Genomic DNA, 17,945 nt, shown 5'->3' on the forward strand with positions numbered 1-17,945 from the left:
GAACCCGGGGGCGACCTTGCCCGTCCCTTTGGTGTGGATTTCCCGAATATGAACCACGAGTCACCTGGCACACAAGTACCAAAGAGTGCCAATCGGACAGCCGGAGGCCGGGCGGGAAGCAAACGGGCTGCGCACGCGGCGAATCGGGCACGACCTCCCAGAGTCCGATTTCGCGGCGAGTGGGCCGGGTTCTCGGCAAAGCGTCCGCGTCCCCGGAAAACAGAACGGGCCCGCGACTCCAGCCGCGCGTAGCGCGACGGATTCGCGGACCCGGTTCCGGTATGCCGAGTCGGCTCAGCCGAAGATGAGGCCCTTGGCCTGCGACGTCGCCTTGGCGAAGCGCTCCTGGACGTCGGCCCAGTTGACCACGTTCCAGAACGCGGTGACGTAGTCCGCCTTGACGTTCTTGTACTGCAGGTAGAAGGCGTGCTCCCACATGTCGACCTGCAGCAGCGGGATGATGCCCAGCGGGACGTTGGCCTGCTGGTCGTAGAGCTGGAAGGTCAGCAGCTTCTGGCCGAGGGTGTCGAAGCCGAGCACCGCCCAGCCGGAGCCCTGCAGACCGTTGGCCGCCGCGGTGAACTGCGCGCGGAACTTGTCGAACGAACCGAACTGGTCGTCGATCGCCGCGGCCAGCTCGCCGACCGGCTTGTCACCGCCGTTGGGGGAGAGGTTCTTCCACCAGATCGTGTGGTTGACGTGCCCACCCAGGTGGAATGCGAGGTTCTTCTCGTGCAGGAAGATGGCGCTGTGATCGCCCGACTCGCGAGCGGCTTCCAGCTTCTCCAACGCGGTGTTCGCACCGGCGACGTACGCGGCGTGGTGCTTGGAATGATGAAGCTCGTTGATCTGCCCGGAGATGTGGGGCTCCAGGGCGCTGTAGTCGTAATCCAGATCTGGCAGCGTGTACTCAGCCACGATGTCCCTTCCTATGTCGGGCTGGTTGTGCCCGTTGTTCCGTGCACAGCCAACCATCATTCGTACACCCGGTCGATTCCAACCTGGGCCGACCTCCGCACATTCCGGTGACGCCGCTCACACGGGACAGGTCGCGTCCCGTCACATCACGCACATCGGCACCACTGGAAACGCACGCGTAGCATCGAACCATGTCGTGGTACGACGAACTAGTCGGGCGGCTCAGCCTTCCCGAACCCGTCATGGTCGCACCCGAGCACGCCCTCCCCGGCCGGGCGGAGCCGCTCGACGTGCCGGATACCCACTACGTCAACGGTCACCCGACCCGCCCGCCGTTTCCCGGCGGGCTGCAGCTCGCGGTCGTCGCGATGGGGTGTTTCTGGGGTGCGGAGAAGGGTTTCTGGGAACTCGACGGCGTCTACACCACCGCGGTCGGCTACGTCGGCGGGTTCACGCCGAACCCCACCTACGAAGAGGTCTGCGGCGGGCGGACGGGTCACACCGAAGCGGTGCTCGTCGCGTTCGATCCGGCGGTGATCGGCTATTCGGGCATCCTGCAGCACTTCTGGGAGAACCACGATCCCACCCAGGGCATGCGCCAGGGCAACGATCGTGGCACCCAATACCGTTCCGCCGTCTTCACCTTCGGCCCTGAGCAGGCAGCTCTGGTCCGCTCCACCGCCGAGGCATACGGCAAACGCCTCGCCGGGGCGGGATACGGCCGGATCACCACGGAGATCGCGCCGCTGCCCGGGTTGGCGGCCTTCTACTACGCCGAGGGGTACCACCAGCAGTATCTGGCGAAGAACCCCGGCGGATATTGCCCGGTGCACGCCACCGGAGTGAGCTGCCCGGTCGGCCTGGACGCCTGAACTCGCCGCGAAACCGCACGGCCGCTTCCTGCGGGCATGCGGTTCCTCGACGGCGTGATCACAGTGGCGGAGCGATACCCGGACGGGTTGCCCGTGGATCGCCCGCATCGTGCGCCCGCCACCATCGCGCGCCACCCGCCACGAAGTCCGTCAGCGGGATCTGCTTGCCCCGCGAATCGTGCACGACGATGTCGTCGAACCACACGCGGACATCCAGCTCGCGCGGATCGATGCCCTCCTCCTGGGAGAACTCCAGAACGTGCGTGGATGCGTGATCGTCGATCCGGGTATCGAAGCTGAGCAGCTCGCTCCACAGCGCCCACCCGCTGTCGTCGAGATCGATGAACTCCCAGCCGTGCAGCCGCCCGCCGCCGAAACTGCGGATGGCCTCGTCCAGGCCGTCCAGTTGCAGCGGCAGCACCTGGGGTTCCAAGTCGTCCCAGTGCTGTGTGCGCAGTGACGCGGCGACCCGGCTCACGCCGGTGAACGTCACCTGCACCCGGTAGTCCTCGGCCGCCGTCCCTTCCTCGGGAAGGGTCAGCACTTCGAGGTCGAGTCGCAGTTCGTTGGCCGTCTCGTCCACCGCGAGGCCGAGGCACGTGGCCTCGGACAGCGCGACGTTGAGACCTGCGGTGTCCATTCCGTGGCGTAGCCCCCTGCTCACGTTCATGCGCCCAGGCTACCGATCGCCACTGCCGGATCGCGGTATTTCGGCGGCGTTCCGAATTCGATGGAACCGAACGCGTCCGCGCTCCGTCCAAGTAGATATCGGAACCGCTTCGGCCGCAGGTTCCGATGTCGGCGACGAATGGCCGCTCCGGGATGGATCTGGAGGGGAGTCCCGGATCGGCCATTCGCATCGCTCGGCGGGGGAGTTGATCCGTCGTCCACCCCGGAATCACGCTGAGTACAGACCAAAAGTCGGGTATCGCCCCCGAAAGATAGCCGAGCGGTTGCTTGGTTGCCCGACACTTCCGGCAAATCGCCGTCGAAGGCCGCGCCTTGTGGATCAGGCTGTGGATTATGTGGATAACTTCGACCTAGTTATGCACAACCAGCATCGAGCAGGGGCGCGGTCGAGTTCCAGAGGGGAGAACATACCTGAAGTCGTAGCTCGCTGTCGAGGCGCTTCCCGGGCATGGAACTGCACGGCCGCTCGCCGCCCATGGCAGGATCGAATCTGTGACGAGCCCCCACGTTCCGTCGGTCACGGTGGAGGACGTGCCTGCCGAATTCGACGGCAGCGCGCCCGCGTCGGCCGACACGCCGCGACCGATCCTGCTCGACGTCCGCGAGGACGACGAGTGGCAGCTCGGACACGCCCCTGGCGCGCTGCACATCCCGATGGTCGACGTGCCCGCCCGGATCGACGAGCTTTCCTACGACGCGGAACTGTACGTCGTCTGCAGGCAGGGCGGCCGCTCCCTCCCGGTGGTGGAGTACCTCACGCATATCGGCTACGAGGCCATCCAGGTCCGCGGCGGCATGGTGGCCTGGCAGCAGGCTGGCCGGCCGCTGGTCGCGGAGGGCGACCACGAGGCGAAGATCTACTGACGAAAGAACGAGGTGCGCGGGTGAGTACGGTGGTGCAACCTTGTGCGCGCTGCGGCGCGCGCTGGGCCGTGCAAGGGGCCCCGATGCACTGGTGCCCGCGCTGTCGGGGCGTGCTCCTCTCGCCGGCGCCCATCGACGCGCCCGCCGAGCGCCGCAACTACCGCTGGGTGGCGCGCAAACCCGACCACCGCGTCCGCCGGGGGCAGCCCGCCCGCCCGGCCACGCAGAGCCGTACGCCTCGATACGCGCAGATGCCTCGCTGGGGCCTGGTCGACCCGCCACCGCAGGCCGAGGGCGTAGTACGCCGTCCGCTCGGCAGACTGACCGACGCGGTGGCCACAGTGCTCGTCGCGACCGCGTGCGTCTTCGCGCTCGCCGCCGTCGCCGAGCTGGCGCGCTACGCGGTTCTCCTGCGCAACCGGACACGTCTGATCCACCCGGCGGTACTCTTCGCCTCCGACGCGTTCGTCATCGGCACCGGGGTGCTCGCGATCGCGGTCGCGCTGGCGGCGGCCCTGGCCACGGTCGGAAGGCTGATCGCGATCAGGCGCTCGGCTTACGCCGCCGCGGGGCGGCGCGACCCGCGATCGCCGCGAGTGCTCGCGCTCGGTTGCCTGGTCCCGGTGGTCAACCTGCTGTGGCCGGGGGTCTACCTGAGCGAAGTCGCCACCCTGCAGGGTGACCCCCGGGCGCGCCGCGCGGCGCGGATCTGGTGGGCTGCGTGGGTGTTCGGCGGCCTCGTCACGGCGGCCGCGCTGCTGTGGCGGACCGCGGACTCGTTGCAGGCCAAAGCGGACGCGGTGCTGTTCACCGCGTTCACCGACGCGGTCGCCGCCGCGGTCGCGCTGGTGACCCTGTGGGTCCTGCGCACGATCGAGGGGCGCGATCTGCTCGGTCGCAGCCGCACCGCGCGCCGCTGGCTGATCGCGGTCGATCCCGCCGTACCGGTGATCGAGCCGGTGCATCCCGGCGGACGCGAACCCGCGGCCGAACCGGCACACGCCGAGCCGACCACGGCGCACGAGGACAACGGTGCTGAGGACCGTGAGCAGAAGGAGGTTATGGCCAAGTGAGCCACGGCAGTCGCGCGCCATTCGTCGTCGCGCATCGAGGCGCCTCGGCGGCGCGCCCCGAGCACACGCTCGCCGCCTACGAGCTGGCGCTGCAGGAGGGCGCCGACGGCGTCGAATGTGACGTCCGGTTGACCAGGGACGGGCATCTGGTGTGCGTGCACGATCGCACCGTCGACCGCACCTCCTCGGGCAGCGGGCTGGTCAGCGAGATGACGCTGGAGGAACTGCGAGCGCTCGATTTCGGCGCCGACGGATCGCCCGCCTCGGTGCTGACCCTCAGCGAGCTGATCGGCCTGGTGCTGGACTGGCGCAGCAGGCCGACCAAGCTGTTCATCGAGACCAAGCACCCGGTGCGCTACGGCGCGCTGGTGGAGAACAAGCTGCTCGCCGAGTTGCAGCGCTTCGGTATCGCCACGCCCGCCTCGGCCGACCATTCCCGGGCGGTCGTGATGTCGTTCGCGGCCACCGCCGTCTGGCGCATCCGCCGCGCCGCCCCGCTACTGCCCACCGTTCTGCTCGGTGAATCGTCGCGCTACCTGGGCGGTTCGGCGGCCACGACGGTCGGCGCCACCGCCGTCGGCCCCTCGGTGAAGACATTGCGTGACCATCCCGAGCTGGTCGACAAGGCCGCCGCCGCGGGCCGCGCCACCTACTGCTGGACCGTCGACGATCCGGACGACGTCCAACTGTGCGCCGACCTCGGTGTCAGCTGGGTCGCCACCAACCATCCCGGCCGAACCAAGTCCCTGCTCCCCGCCGCCTGAACCGGCCCGGCCGGGCGGTCGGGCTGCTCGGGCGCGTGCTGCGAGCCGCCTCCACGTGCAGCGACGGATTCGCGGTCGGAAGAGCAGTGGTTCCTGTCGCACACTCCCTGCGGCTGTGTCCGGCTGGCCGTCACGGCAACGAGCAACTCGGCGGCGGCACAGTCCGCGCTGTCCCGGCCACCCGATGCACCGCAGTCGCGTGGTGACGGCCCAGCGCCACGACACCGGCACAACCACAGGGTTCGGAAGGAACCCAGACCGAGCAGTGCCCGTTCGCGGCGAGGAAAACTATCGAGGGATCGCGACACGCTGCGATGAAACCGCGCCTAGTGAGTGTGAGTCCCGCGGTTCATACCCCCGGACCGCACCCGAGTGGCTGCGGTCTTTACCGCGTGCGGTATCTCGATCCTGCCGCGGAACTACCTCGAAATACGAGTAGCGCGGCTAGGCACCTATGTCACCGGTGCACCCCAACTCCAGGTTTCGAGCGAAGCGAGACCGAGCATGTGCCGTTCGCGGCCACAAAAGGGCCGCGAACACGCCGCGCCGCAGGCGCGGCCAGACCAACCCTGTGTAGGTTGACCCCTCGTGGGTAAGAGCAAGCGCAACAGTCCGAAGCCCGGCGGAAACCGGGCGCAGCGTCTCGCCGAGCGGCGGGCGGCGCAGGAGCAGGCGGCCCAGGCCGCGACGCGTCCGTTCGAGGGCCTGGCCGCGGAGTGCGATCTGGTCGCGCTGCGCGAATTCGTACCGTCGGCCACGGCGCGATTGACGCTGTCGCCCTCGGTCGCGGCCGAACGACCGGTCGTGCTCGCCACGGTGCTGCCCGGTGCGGTGGCCGCGCTGGTGCGCGCCGGTGACGAGCCGAACGGCTATGTCGGCGCGCAGGTGCAGTTCCAGGGCGCGGACCCGGCCGCCGATCTGGCCGCGGCGATCCTGTGGACGCAATCCGCTGAGCCCGGTGACTCGCTGACCTCGGTGGAAAGCGTCGCGGGCGGCCCGCGGCTGGCCGACGTCATCGATCCCGCCGCGAGCCTGGAGCTGACCGTGCACCAGGACTTCGACTGGTGGGTGCCCGAGGGTGTCGAACCCGACCCGCAGGTCGCCGCCACCATCGAGCAGGCCAAGCAGGCGATCATGCCGTCGGCGCGGCTGGGGCTGGACGCGGACGCGATCGGCGCCGCCTGGTGGGTGGATGCGGGCGAGAAGGCGCACATCCGCTGGGTACGGCCCGAGGACGAGGACGCTCTCATGCTGGCGCTGGCTCGCGTGCACGCCTCAGGCGGCCTGAACCTCGGCGAAGGTTCCCGCTTCGCGGGGTCGTTCCGCACGCACGGCGTGCTGGTTCCGGTGTTCGACCTGGACCGCGAGCGGCACCCCGACGAATGGGTGAAGCCCGCAGCCGAATTCGGCGCGCGTCTGTCGGAGGCGCTGGCTGTCGACGCCCCGTTGACGGCCGAGGAGCGGCGCTCCCGCGACGGTCTGCGGTCACGTCAGGTCACATTGCGCTGAACCGGAATCGGTGGGGAATTCGAGTGAAACGATTTCCGCCGATGGTGAGCTTCGATAGCCGCTGGCCTGCTGAGGTTAGGAAAGTCTCACCGAACCGTCGCCTGTGGCGAAATCGGGCAGGTCTTCGCGGATAACTCGGCGGGTAAGAACCAAGAACGGTGACAGGCCCGGTTCCTCTTGCGGAACCGGGCCTGTTCGTCTTTTCCGGCAAGGGTCTCAGACGGAGCCGCCTGCCGCCGAAGGCGCACCGGAGGCGTCGCTCGGGCCGCTCATTTCCCGGGCCACGAATTCCTCCAGGTCGAACAGGTTCGACCCAGCGCGATCGGCGATGGTGAGCAGGGTGGTCATGTTCGCGACTTCCTCGACCTGTTCCTTCAGGAACCACTGCATGAACTGTTCGCCGAGGTAGTCGCCCTCTTCCCGGGCCGTGCTCGCCAGCTGGATGATCTGCTCGGTGACCGTCTTCTCCTGGGCGAGCGCCAGTGCGATCGGCTCCCTGGCATTCTCGAACCGCGATTTCGCGGCGTCGATGCCGGAAATCTCGATACTGATATCCCGGTCCAGGAAGTACTGCACGATCATCATCGCGTGATTGCGTTCTTCGACCGCCTGCTTGTAGAAGCGCTTGGCCAGTTGCGGCAGGTCGGCATTGTCGAACCAGACCGCAATCGCGATGTACTGATGCTCGGCATTGAATTCATGCCGGATCTGATCGTGCAACAGGCTGTGAAATTTGCTGCGGGGGGATTCCGGATGGCTTGACATGGCATCGACATTAGCGCTGGTCAGGTTGCGTGTCATCCAAGTACAGCCTTATTGAGGCTAGTGTTGCCTAATTAATTCTTCGCTGCGCCTGCCATTTTCGGCGCCGGGATATCGGTACGCGGCCGCCCCCGCAGCTCGCGGGCGACGAACTCCTCGACGTCGAACAACTGGCCTTCGGCGCGGTCGATCACCGACAGCAATGTGGTCATCCCGGCGACGTTCTTCACCTGTTCCTCGAGAAACCACCGGACGAATCGTTCGCCCAGATAGTCACCGGAGGTGCGGGCCGCGCGGGCCAGAGCACCGATCTGGGCGCTGCGGATCTGCTCGATCTCGAGCAGCTGAGCCGTTGCCGCATGCGGGCTTTCGAAGGTCGAGTCGATCGGCTCCAGCCCGCCGATCTGCACCGGGAGATCCCGGTCCAGCAGATACTGCACCATGCGCAGCGCATTGCCGTAATGCTCGCGGGAGCGGCCGTAGGCGTGCCCGGCCAACTGTGGCAGTCTGCGGGCGTCGAAGTACACGGCGGCGGCGAGATACTGCTGGGCAGTGGTGAATCCATGGCGGATCTGCGTGCGCAGCAAGTCGGGGAAGGACTCGTCGGCATCGTCGGTGTCCGGCATGGCATCGACGCTACCGTGTCAGCAGGTCCTCCGGGATGGCGCGGTCGTCGGCCAGCGCGTCGAAGAACCGGCTCGCCTTGTCCTTGTCCCACAGCAGGACATTGCCGCTGTCGGTGTCGTCGAATCCGCCGACCGGTACCGCCGTGGCGACGGTTTCGCCCCGCAGTGCCCAGCCCAACCCGCCGAGGTCCCAGATGTGGTCGCCGTTGTCGACCTTCAGCGACTTGGCGGTGTCGGAGGCCAGCGGCCAGAGCTTGAACGGGTTGGCCAGGGTGGCGCCGCTGGTCGCCTTCTTCAGCAGGGCGGCCATGAAGATCCGCTGGTTGTTCATCCGGTCCAGGTCGGCGAGCGAGGTCGCGCGGCTGCGGACGAAGCCCAGTGCCTGCGGTCCGTTCAGGCGCTGGCAGCCCGCGGGCAGGTCGATGCCCGCGAGCGGGTCGTCGATCGGCTTCGGCACGCAGACATCGATGCCGCCGAGCGTGTCGACCACGCTGGCGAAGCCACCGAAACCGATCTGCGCGTAGTGGTCGATGCGCAGGCCGGTGGCGATCTCCACGGTCTGCACGAGCAGTGCGGGCCCGCCGAGGGCGAACGCGGCGTTCAGCTTGTCCTTGCCCTGGCCCGGGATGCTGACGTACGAGTCGCGCGGCAGGCTGACCAGGGTGGTCTTGCCCGACTTCGGCACGTGCACGAGCATGATCGTGTCGGTGCGCTCGGGGCCGACCTCACCGCCGGTGGCGAGTTCCTGCTCCTGCTCGGGGGTCAGGCCGCCGCGGCCGTCGGAGCCGACCAGCAGCCAGTTCGTGCCGGGGGTGTCGCCGACCCGCTTGGCGTAGTTCGCCAGCGCGGGGATGCGGTTGAGCGAGTTGTCCAGTTGGATGACGGCCCCGACGGCGGCGAGTACCAGCACCAGCAGGAGCACCAGGAACCAGCGGAAGGGGTGGCGCTTGCGGCGCGGTCGCGGCGCCCGGGGCGGGCGTTCGCCACGCGGCGGCACCGGAGGGGGACCTTGGCGAGAGCGGCGCGGCTGGTGCGGCGGCGCTTGGGGCGGCCCCTCGTTGTATGGGACCGGTCGTTGCGTGGGTGCGTGCGCGGGGCCGTCGTGATGCGGGACAGGTCGTTGGGTGGGGGCGTGCCTGCGAGGCGCGGGAGGCGGCGGTGTGCGCCGTGCGTGTTCCGGCGGTATCTGCGAATACGCCAACGGCTGGGCATGCGGGTCGGCTGTTCCGCCGCGGCGCATCACCTGGGTGGGCTCTATCGGCGGCGGGGCGCCCGGTCCCGGAGGGGGCATGCGCCGGCCCATCGGAGGTTCACCGGACCTGCCGGGCGGCGGCATCCGGCGCGGACGCGCGTTGCGCTGGGGGTCGTCGCCGTTCATCACTGAAACTCTACTTATCAGGTGAGTGTGAGGTGCCGCATGCGGACACCGCGCACGCGGAAGCGGCGCTGCTTCGTAATTCGCCAGGGGCGCCGCGCTGTTAGCGCTCCGAGGAGCACAATTGCGTCACGGAAGCCATGAAACATGGCCGCGCAGAACGATGTAGCCGATGTACGCGACCGAGTCGATGGTCGCGTGGGCGAGCACCAGCGGCCAGAGTCGGTTGGTGCGCTGCCAGTAGCGCCCGAATATGACGCCCATCACAATATTTCCGAGCCCGCCGCCCAATCCCTGGTACAGGTGATAGCTACCACGCAGCAGCGCGGAGGTGAGCAATGCCGAGTTCGCCGACCAACCGAGCCTGCGTAACCGGGTGAGCAGGAACGCCACCACGATCACCTCTTCGGCCAGCGCGTTCGCGCAGGCCGACAGGATGAGCGCGGGCAGCCGCCACCAATAATCGCCCAGCGAGGCGGGCACGATCGTCACGCTGAAGCCCAACGCGTGTGCGGCGAGATACAGCCCCAGCCCCGGCAGCCCGATGATCGCCGCCAGCGCCAGGCCCGGCAGCACGTCCGCGCGCCACCGCACCCGGTTCGCCAGCCCGATCAGGCGTGGCCCGATGCCGCCGCGCCACAGCAGATACAGCCCCAGCGCCGCCCATCCGACCAGTCGCAGCACGCTGAGCAGCTGAAACAGCAGATCGATGGTGGATTGCGTGGATCGCGACGGGTTCAGTGCGACGGTTCGGCCACCGATCCCGCCCGGGGCGAGCGCGCTCTCCACCAGCGAGAGCGCGGCACTGAGCCCGCTGAGCCCGAACGTGACCAGCAGCACCACGGTGATCTCGAGTTTGATCGCCAGCCGCTCCTGATCGGTCGGCTCCGCCTCGTCCCAGTGGGCATCGGACTCCGCACGCATGGGTCGAATCTATTGCGCTTGCTCGGCACGGCACGCGGCGCGTCGGCGTCGAACCCGCTCGACGGGCCGCAACCGGCGTCGATACCGCCCATGTAGGCAGGGCGCCGTCTCCCCGGCGCTGCCTGCTGGGACCGTGGCGACGGATGCGGTGGGCACCGCGATCACGGCGTCGCTGCACTGCCACACGTGGCGCACGGACGCGGGCCTCGAATCGGTGCCGGGCGTAACCGACACTGCGTGCTCCGCGTGGCCGCACGCACTGCGCACTGACTCGGCGGCGATGTCGCCCAACTTCGGCGCCACGCTTCGCGTCGTGGTCGCTCAACGCGGGCGCGCACCCGATCGGAGCTTGCGCGCGTTTTCACCCGGTACGGTGCAGGTCCCGCGCGAGCGGGCTGCGGAACCACGGGAATCGGCGAAAGCCTTTCCGCGGGAGTTTGTCAGCGTGCGCTTGCTCGCGGCGGCCAGTCGGCAAACGACGGCAGTGGAGGGGAACTGATCGCGTCGCCGGACCGGGTCAGATCCGTCGCAGGCCGTTGAGGAACGGGCAGCCTGCCAGCATGCGCACAGCCCGGCTGAGCGCCTCGATGTCGTCGGCCGGCGCGCTGAACGGCAGGCGGAAGTCGTGGTCGCCGTCGTGTCCTTCCACCCGCAGGGTGAGTCCGTAGCGGTCGATGGCCAGCGGGTGCACGATGCCGCGTTGCAGGCGCGGCGGCAGGTGCCTGGACAGCTGGGCGACGACGTCGGCGTGGTCGGCCTGCATGTGCTGCAGCCACGCGGATTCCATGGCGCAGAACGGATCCGGCTGAGCCAGCCGCAGCTCCTCGCTGCTCACCGACTCGGCGCCGGTCGAGTCGGCCACCACCGCGGAGTTGATCACCAGCCGCAGCAGGGTGGCGCCGAAGCCGATGTCGAGCAGCTCGGGATGGGGGTTCTCCTTGGCCACCTCGGTGGCCAGCGCGCGCTGCGCCTGCGTGGGCACCGCGCGCACCCAGCCGCGCAGCCAGACCAGTGCGCGCACCGGCTCGCGCAGCGGCAGCGGGGCGTGGTCGGTGAGCTCGAGCACCGCGGGCGCACCGTGCTCCCCGGAGTTGCCGGCCAGTATCGCGGCGACCGACGCGGTGGGCACCGCGATCACGGCGTCGCCGCACTGCCGTACGTGGTGCACGGACGCGGGCGTCGGATCGATGCCCGGCATGGCCAGCACCGCTTGCTCCGCGTGGGCGCACGCGCTGCGCACCCGCTCGGCGGTGGACGGTGCGACGGTCAGGGACGGACGCGGCATACAAACCTCCGTGGAGCGGGCGGCGCTTCAGCGTGTGGATTAGGTTACCCTAAGCTAAGTCACGATGTCTGGTTCCGCAAGCATTTCGATCGAGTCGAGCGAAGCGAACTGGCTCGATTCCGGGCCGATCGGGCTTGTTACGGTGAGGGCGTGGCGGAAGGAACGGAATCCGGGCAACCGGTGTTGGTGACGTTGTCCGCGCCCCCGCGGCGCGGCCTGGCCGACGGCTTGGTCCGCAACCTCGGCGCAAGCCCCGCCGCGCCGATCTTGGAGTTGGACGCTCCGGATGCCGAGATCGCCGACTTCCTCGCGCATGTGGCCCACACCGATACCGGTTTCGTCGCGCGCACCTCCTCCGGGGAGCGTGCGGTGGCGATCGTCGCGGCAACGGCGGCCGCCCTGTGCGGTGACGACGTCGGCGCCGCCTTGCGCAACCCCGATATCGCCTTTCTGACCTCGTTGAAACCCCCGGCCGTGGAAGCGGTGCGATCCGTTCTGCTCGCCGTGGAAACCGAAGCACCCGGCCGGGTGAACGACGCGTTGCGGGTGCTCAACGGAGGTTGAACGGTGCTCGTGCGGCCGTGGAACAGCAGCCGTGCGGGGGCCGGGCACTTGCAATTGATGGGGAGCCGGGCGAGTGCGCAAGTAATCTCGTAACCGTGCCGCGAATCGCGTACTTCGGGCCGTCCGGAACCTTCACCGAGATGGCCCTCGCTCAACTCGAATCCTCGGGGACGTTCGAAGGACCCGTGGAGCGGATTGCCGCGCCCAGCCAGGGGGCCGCGCTCGACCTGATCCGCTCCGGCGACGTGGACGGCGCGGTGGTGCCGATCGAGAGCTCCGTCGAGGGGTCGATCTCGGCGACGCTGGACTCACTGGCAATCGGCCCGCGTCTACAGATCGTCGCCGAGACCGAACTCGAGGTGAGCTTCACGATCCTCGGCAAGCCGGGCACCGCGCTGTCGGACGTGCGCACCCTCGCCGCGTATCCCGTGGCCGCCGCCCAGGTACGGATGTGGGTGGCGCGGCACCTCCCGCGGGCGCGGTCCTACACTTCGGCGTCCAACGCCGCGGCCGCCGAAGACGTGGTGGCGGGCCATGCCGACGCCGCCGTGTCGACCGCCCTGGCGGGAGAACGGCTCGGATTGATCGCATTGGCCTCCGGTGTCGCCGACCACGAGCAGGCGATCACGCGTTTCGTGCTGTGCACCCGGCCTACGGTGGCGCCGCCCTCCACCGGAACCGACCGCACCTCGATCGTGCTGGAGTTGCCGAACGTACCGGGCTCGCTGATGCGCGCCTTCGCCGAATTCGCGACGCGCGGTATCGATCTCACCAGGATCGAGTCGCGTCCCACCCGAACCGGCATGGGCACCTACCGTTTTTATCTCGACTGCGTCGGGCACATCGATGACACGGCGGTGGCCGAGGCGCTCAAGGCACTGCACCGCACCGCGCGGATCCGCTTTCTCGGATCCTGGCCCGCGACTTCGGCGACCGGTGCGCCGCCACCGTCGGACGAAGCCGCGGCGGAGTGGTTGATCCAGCTGAGAAAGGGGATGGCGGACCTATGACCGGAAGGTTGATCCTGGTCCGGCACGGGGAGACCGAAGGTAACGTCGCCAAGCTGCTGGACACCAGGATTCCGGGTTTACCGCTGACCGAACGCGGTGCGGCACAGGCCAAGACGTTCGGTGAGGGCCTGCTCCGCCCGCCGAAGGTGCTGTTCTCCTCGGCGGCGCTGCGCGCGCGGCAGACCGCGAGTTACATCGAGGCGGCGACCGGTGTGGCCGCCATGGTGCTCGACGGATTACACGAGGTACAAGCCGGTGACCTGGAGGGGCAGCACGGCGAGGAGGCCCACCGGACCTTCCAGCAGATCTATCGTGCCTGGCACGAAGGGGATCTCCCGCTGCGGGTGCCCGGTGGGGAATCCGCCCAGGACGTGCTGGACCGGTTTCTGCCCGTGATCGCGGAATTGCGGAACACGTACCTGACGCCCGACGACGAGAGTCATGGCGACGTGATGGTGGTCAGCCACGGCGCCGCCATGCGGCTCGTGGGCCGCACCCTCGCGGATGTACGGCCACCGTTCACCACGAACAACCACTTGGACAACACCGAGACCATCGAGTTGGTCCCGGTGCCGGACGGCGGTTGGGAGTGCATTCGCTGGGGCCGGTTCACGCCGCCGTTCGGATACGACGTCGCGCCGACCTCCGACGACCCGATGGGCTAGCCGCCTGCTCGGTGCGGTCAGGAGAGCTTCGGATTCCGGGGGAAATCTTCCCGTTCCGGCAGGGAGCTGATCAGATCCTGCACCGCCGTGCGCAGGCGTGCGGGAGTGCCGCTGCTGAGTGACGTCCACTTCACGCCGTCGTCGGACTTGCTCGCGGTCGCGATGAATCGCCCTGCGCGCGTGTTGAAGACGGCTATGTGGTTGTCCGCCACTTCTCTGCTGCCATCGCCGTACACCACGCCGACGATCTCGGCGTACGAGTGGATTTCGACCAGTGCCGCGGCCAAAGTCTTCGCATCCTGACTGGGGTTGCCCACCTTCGTCAGCCGCTCCGCGGTGGCGGCGGCATCGCCGGTGTCGCCGAAGATCGCGGCCAGCTCTTCGGTTGGGGCGTTCATGCCGTAGAGCTCGAGCGGCTCGGCGTAGCCGAGTGCTGCGAGAACTGTGCCGGGCAGGTCGGTTCCTGCCTCATCGATGACATAGGAGTCCTGCCCCCGCAGGGCGACGACCGGAAGGTCGACGCCCTGCGCCAGACAAAAGCGGCTCACCCACCCGTCGACGACCAACCGCAGCGCGATGATCCAGTGGGGCCGGTTCAGCGCGCACAGCCGATTCTCCAGATCGCGATGCACAACGCCGTCGATGAGGAGCTTGCGCTGGGCGAGCGACTCGGCGGCCGCGTCCATCGCCGCCTTGTGGTCGGTCAGGTTGTCGTAGCGTGCCCGCGCGTTCAGGACGACGGGGACTTCGATCTGCAGTTTCTCCACGAGAAACTGCATCTCATCGAGCGACAACACGACCGCCTCGAGCGTCGACGGGTCGCGGCCCGCACCGAGTACGGTCACCTAGCCGTCCCGCTGGTGTCACCACCGATGACGCCGTCGGCGGTGAACCGGCCGTCGTTGAAGTGCTCGGTCGACCGCAGGTAATCCCGGCCGTTGTGCTCGGACTCGTCGTCCTCGTCGCTACGAGCCTGATTACCGAGCAGGGGGTTGCCGCTGCCGTTGTTCGCCGACCGGACCGGTGCCGCCTCCGGGGCCTTCACCGCGACGGTCTCCTGCACCTGAGCGGCGCCGCCGCCGATAGTGCCGTTCGAGCCCCAGCCTTCCGGAAGCTTGAGCGAGCCGTTGCTGATGCCCGCCGACCCGAGGCCGGAGAACGACACCGCGCGAGTCGAGGCGCCGGCCGCGGTGGCCGCCGCACCGACGCCCACAGCCATCGGAGCCATACCGGAGAAGGTGGGCGCGGAGGTGCTGGTGGCCGCCGCGATCGCGCTGCCTGCGACATTTCCGACGGTGGAGACGCCTGTGGTCGCGATCGAGCCGACGGCCTGAGCGGCCTGGGTGGCAGCGCTCGCCACACCGGGGTTGCTCAAGAACGCCTGGGTGGCGGCGACGGCGGCCTGGATCGGATCGGCCGGGACCTCGCTCGCCGATTCCGCCGCCTGCTCGGGGGTAGCCGTACCCGCGCCCTTGGCGATCGGCGGGGGCTGCACGAACTCGGCCGGGGTCGCGATCATGGCGCTGGTCGCGGCCTCGTAGGTCTCCATCACCAGCGCGGCACGGATGTCCATGGCGTGCCTGGCCACTTCCGCGACCTCGAACGCGCCGCTCAGCACGCCCGGCGGGTTCGCGGACGCGGCCAAGGCGGTGTTGACGGCCGCGATCTCCGGCGGGCTCGGCATCGCCAGCGCGGCGACGGTGTACGCGGTGGCGTTGGCCGCGGCCTTCGCGCCCATCGCGGCCGCTTGCACGCCCTGCTGCTCGGACCAGCCGAGGAAGCCCGTGAGCTTGCCCAGCGCGGCGATGCCGTTGATGCCCTGCATCCCGACGCCGAGTTCGGCCATCACCCGGGCGACGGTCGTCGTCGCGTCGATCCAGGCGGCGGTGAGCCCGCCCCATGCGGTGGCGGCGGCCGAGATCGGGATCGCGTGCGCGCCCGCGTGAAGGGTGGCCGAATTGATCTCCGATGGGCGCGCAGCCCAGATCACCCCGGTGACTCCTGCAACCATGTTCGACTTCTCCCCTGCTTGAAACGTTGTTTTCTGGTCTCGGAACTACACCTGGATGGCGCTGATGCTCGCGGCGCGCACCACATCACCTGCGACGTGCTGGGCCAGCTGCGTGCGCAGCGTCGCCGCCGCGTGATGGCATTCCAGAATCGCCTGCGCGATCGCCCGGTCGTGCGACATCGCGCCCTGGTTGAAATGGCTCGCGCTGAGGAACGAGACTTCCTCGGCGCCGGAGGGCAGCACGTGCGTCGCGGGCGCGGTGATCGCCGCGGCGGCGGCCAGGCGTTCGGCGACGAGGTCGAGTTCGGCCGCGGCGGCGAGAATGGCTTCGGGTGCGATCAGTACATGTCCAACCATGACTCGACTCCTTCTAGTGGCTGTGGGGCGGAACCACGAGAATTCCCCCTTCGAGTGATAGGACGCGACAGCAACGCGATCGGTTCCATCGAATCCCCAGTTTTTCGATCTCCGTGCCGATTACACACCCACCGCTTGGGGTACGCAATACAGCTCGGTCCAGACTATCCCCATCCCAGCTGATGCAGGCGGTCTTCGTCAATGCCGAAATAGTGTGCGATCTCATGGATCACGGTGATCGCCACCTCTTCCACCACTTCCGCCTCGTCGGAACAGAGTTCGAGAATGACTTCGCGGTAGATGGTCACCGTGTCCGGAAGCGCTCCGCCGTACTGACTGTCGCGTTCGGTGAGGGCGATGCCGTGATACAGGCCCAGCAGATGTGGATCTTCCGGATTGCGCGGCTCGATCAGCACCACCACGTTGTCGATCGCGCGGGTCAGCTCGGGCGGAATGAGATCCAGTGCGTCGCCGACCAATTCCTCGAACCGGTCGTCGGACATCGAGACGGGCATCGGCGCTCGGCTACCTCGGCTGGGGCTGCGGCGGCAGCGGCGCGGCGCCGGGCAGCGGTGCGGGCGTGGAACGTCCGCTGTTCGGCGGCGGCACCGGAGCCTGGCCGTTGATCAGGATGTCGCCCTTGGCCGACCCGGTGATCGGCGCGAAGCCCTCCCGATCGGCGCCCTTGCCGATCATGCAGTCCAGCTTGCGGCTGCCCGCCATCCAACTGCGGGCGTCGATGTAGTCGAAGAACAGTGTGAGCGTCTTGTTGCGGATGACGTCCGGCGCGCCCAGGTACTCGGTCGAGGTGCGGGAGCACTCCTCCTCCACGAACTTGTCCTGATCCTCTTTCGCGGGCGGGCCGCCGGTGAAGTGGGTGCCGAGGTCGACGGTGGCGACGATCTCCACGGCATGCGGCTGGGCGCAGTCCACCGGATCGGTGGGCAGGTTCTGGTTGATGCCGAGGCAGACGCCCGGCTCGTACACCCTGGACTGATCGTGCTCGGTGGCGCTGCCGACCGACGGCGGCGTGCCGACGCTGGCCGCGACCTGCAATCCGCAGCGCAACGTGCGGTCTCCGTGCTGCCAGCCGTCCGGGCTCGGGTACATCAGCCCGACGATGTACTTGCCGCGCGGGTCGAAGCGGCCCGACATGTACCGCTGCACGGCGGGCACGCAGTGCTCTTCCTTCAGTTCGGTGAGCCGCAGCGAGTCCGGGAACCGCGAGCCGGGGCCGAACTCCTTGCCCGGATACCTGCTCATGTCGATGTCGGCCGCGACCTCGAACATGTGCTTGCTCGCGCAGTTCACCTTGACCAGGTCGGACCGGTCGGGCTTGGTCCAGCTCAGGCAGTCGCCCTTGGCCGCGGTGCCGAACTCCTTGTCCAGCACGGGCTGGGCGGGCGCGCCGGGATTGTGGGCCTCCAGGCCCTTCTCGTTCTCGAAGCCGGTCACGAACAACGTCACCAGGGCCGCGACCACGGCGCCGACGGCTACCGCGAGCAGGCCCCAGCGCAATGTGCGCGCCGACAGACGCACGTCGCGCAGTTCGCTCGCGGCGAGCGCCGCCTTGGCCGAGTCGAACGAGCGGCGTACCGCGTCGGCGCGCGACGACGCGCCGCGCTTGGGCGCCTTCGGGGACCGGGACACATGTTCGGAGGACATCGCGGTCCATC

Annotated in this window: 20 protein-coding genes; 8 read left to right on the forward strand and 12 right to left on the reverse strand. The window is 68.6% G+C overall.

Annotated elements, in window-relative coordinates; all coding sequences use genetic code 11:
- Nucleotides 1-294 precede the first annotated feature (294 nt).
- Nucleotides 295-918 (reverse strand): superoxide dismutase, encoded by a 624-nt coding sequence (locus LTT66_RS13220; protein WP_043684967.1) that lies wholly within the window; start codon nt 916-918, stop codon nt 295-297.
- 191 nt (nt 919-1,109) lie between these two features.
- Between LTT66_RS13220 and msrA the strand changes: the two genes are divergently transcribed.
- Nucleotides 1,110-1,790 carry a peptide-methionine (S)-S-oxide reductase MsrA gene (gene msrA / locus LTT66_RS13225; RefSeq protein WP_233067260.1) on the forward strand — a complete coding sequence of 227 codons (681 nt, stop codon included), beginning with the start codon at nt 1,110-1,112 and terminating at the stop codon, nt 1,788-1,790.
- A 58-nt stretch (nt 1,791-1,848) separates the two neighbouring features.
- On the opposite strand, the gene LTT66_RS13230 is transcribed toward msrA, so the two are convergent.
- Entirely contained in the window at nt 1,849-2,460 is a 612-nt protein-coding gene (locus LTT66_RS13230) for a hypothetical protein (RefSeq protein ID WP_043684677.1), read from the reverse strand.
- Between the two features lie 512 nt (nt 2,461-2,972).
- On the opposite strand from LTT66_RS13230, the gene LTT66_RS13235 reads away from it, so the two are divergent.
- From LTT66_RS13235 to LTT66_RS13250, 4 genes are all read left to right on the forward strand, one after another.
- Nucleotides 2,973-3,344 carry a rhodanese-like domain-containing protein gene (locus LTT66_RS13235; RefSeq protein WP_408638788.1) on the forward strand — a complete coding sequence of 124 codons (372 nt, stop codon included), beginning with the start codon at nt 2,973-2,975 and terminating at the stop codon, nt 3,342-3,344.
- A 110-nt stretch (nt 3,345-3,454) separates the two neighbouring features.
- Nucleotides 3,455-4,417, forward strand: a complete 963-nt coding sequence (locus tag LTT66_RS13240; protein WP_233067262.1) for a DUF4328 domain-containing protein — start codon at nt 3,455-3,457, stop codon at nt 4,415-4,417.
- Nucleotides 4,414-5,181, forward strand: a complete 768-nt coding sequence (locus LTT66_RS13245; protein WP_181724595.1) for a glycerophosphodiester phosphodiesterase — start codon at nt 4,414-4,416, stop codon at nt 5,179-5,181. The genes LTT66_RS13240 and LTT66_RS13245 overlap by 4 nt, the downstream gene beginning before the upstream one ends.
- 588 nt (nt 5,182-5,769) lie before the next feature.
- Nucleotides 5,770-6,690: a DUF5926 family protein gene (locus LTT66_RS13250; RefSeq protein ID WP_181724594.1), complete on the forward strand. Its 921-nt coding sequence runs from the start codon at nt 5,770-5,772 to the stop codon at nt 6,688-6,690.
- Between the two features lie 216 nt (nt 6,691-6,906).
- Here the strand turns inward: LTT66_RS13250 and LTT66_RS13255 are convergent, their stop codons facing one another.
- From LTT66_RS13255 to LTT66_RS13275, 5 genes are all read right to left on the reverse strand, one after another.
- Nucleotides 6,907-7,455, reverse strand: a complete 549-nt coding sequence (locus LTT66_RS13255) for a ferritin (protein WP_233069211.1) — start codon at nt 7,453-7,455, stop codon at nt 6,907-6,909.
- Between the two features lie 71 nt (nt 7,456-7,526).
- A complete protein-coding gene (locus tag LTT66_RS13260) occupies nt 7,527-8,078 on the reverse strand; it encodes a ferritin (RefSeq protein WP_233067264.1) in 552 nt (183 codons plus the stop codon).
- A gap of 10 nt (nt 8,079-8,088) precedes the next feature.
- Entirely contained in the window at nt 8,089-9,456 is a 1,368-nt protein-coding gene (locus tag LTT66_RS13265) for an LCP family protein (RefSeq protein WP_233067267.1), read from the reverse strand.
- 126 nt (nt 9,457-9,582) lie between these two features.
- Nucleotides 9,583-10,377 (reverse strand): CPBP family intramembrane glutamic endopeptidase, encoded by a 795-nt coding sequence (locus LTT66_RS13270; RefSeq protein ID WP_233067269.1) that lies wholly within the window; start codon nt 10,375-10,377, stop codon nt 9,583-9,585.
- 517 nt (nt 10,378-10,894) lie between these two features.
- Nucleotides 10,895-11,662 (reverse strand): DUF2470 domain-containing protein, encoded by a 768-nt coding sequence (locus LTT66_RS13275; RefSeq protein ID WP_233067271.1) that lies wholly within the window; start codon nt 11,660-11,662, stop codon nt 10,895-10,897.
- Nucleotides 11,663-11,812: 150 nt separating this feature from the next.
- Here LTT66_RS13275 and LTT66_RS13280 point away from each other — a divergent pair, with 150 nt between their 5' ends.
- The 3 genes from LTT66_RS13280 to LTT66_RS13290 all read left to right on the forward strand — a co-directional run bounded on the left by LTT66_RS13280 (nt 11,813) and on the right by LTT66_RS13290 (nt 13,901).
- Complete coding sequence (locus LTT66_RS13280) at nt 11,813-12,226, forward strand: hypothetical protein (protein WP_233067273.1); 414 nt, start codon at nt 11,813-11,815, stop codon at nt 12,224-12,226.
- Nucleotides 12,227-12,321: 95 nt separating this feature from the next.
- Nucleotides 12,322-13,236, forward strand: coding sequence for a prephenate dehydratase (gene pheA / locus LTT66_RS13285; protein WP_233067276.1), 915 nt, complete (start codon nt 12,322-12,324; stop codon nt 13,234-13,236).
- Nucleotides 13,233-13,901: a histidine phosphatase family protein gene (locus tag LTT66_RS13290; RefSeq protein WP_233067279.1), complete on the forward strand. Its 669-nt coding sequence runs from the start codon at nt 13,233-13,235 to the stop codon at nt 13,899-13,901. Before pheA ends, LTT66_RS13290 begins: the two co-directional genes overlap by 4 nt.
- A 17-nt stretch (nt 13,902-13,918) precedes the next feature.
- On the opposite strand, the gene LTT66_RS13295 is transcribed toward LTT66_RS13290, so the two are convergent.
- The 5 genes from LTT66_RS13295 to LTT66_RS13315 all read right to left on the reverse strand — a co-directional run bounded on the left by LTT66_RS13295 (nt 13,919) and on the right by LTT66_RS13315 (nt 17,934).
- Nucleotides 13,919-14,746 carry an ESX secretion-associated protein EspG gene (locus tag LTT66_RS13295; protein ID WP_181724587.1) on the reverse strand — a complete coding sequence of 276 codons (828 nt, stop codon included), beginning with the start codon at nt 14,744-14,746 and terminating at the stop codon, nt 13,919-13,921.
- Nucleotides 14,743-15,912 carry a PPE domain-containing protein gene (locus LTT66_RS13300; RefSeq protein ID WP_233067282.1) on the reverse strand — a complete coding sequence of 390 codons (1,170 nt, stop codon included), beginning with the start codon at nt 15,910-15,912 and terminating at the stop codon, nt 14,743-14,745. Before LTT66_RS13300 ends, LTT66_RS13295 begins: the two co-directional genes overlap by 4 nt.
- A 45-nt stretch (nt 15,913-15,957) precedes the next feature.
- Entirely contained in the window at nt 15,958-16,269 is a 312-nt protein-coding gene (locus tag LTT66_RS13305) for a PE domain-containing protein (RefSeq protein WP_174188264.1), read from the reverse strand.
- Nucleotides 16,270-16,433: 164 nt separating this feature from the next.
- Entirely contained in the window at nt 16,434-16,784 is a 351-nt protein-coding gene (locus LTT66_RS13310; protein WP_043684737.1) for a metallopeptidase family protein, read from the reverse strand.
- A gap of 10 nt (nt 16,785-16,794) precedes the next feature.
- Nucleotides 16,795-17,934 (reverse strand): septum formation family protein, encoded by a 1,140-nt coding sequence (locus LTT66_RS13315; RefSeq protein WP_233067285.1) that lies wholly within the window; start codon nt 17,932-17,934, stop codon nt 16,795-16,797.
- Between the last annotated feature and the right edge of the window lie 11 nt (nt 17,935-17,945).

The organism is Nocardia gipuzkoensis (assembly GCF_021183645.1).
Taxonomy (GTDB): Bacteria; Actinomycetota; Actinomycetes; order Mycobacteriales; family Mycobacteriaceae; genus Nocardia; species Nocardia abscessus.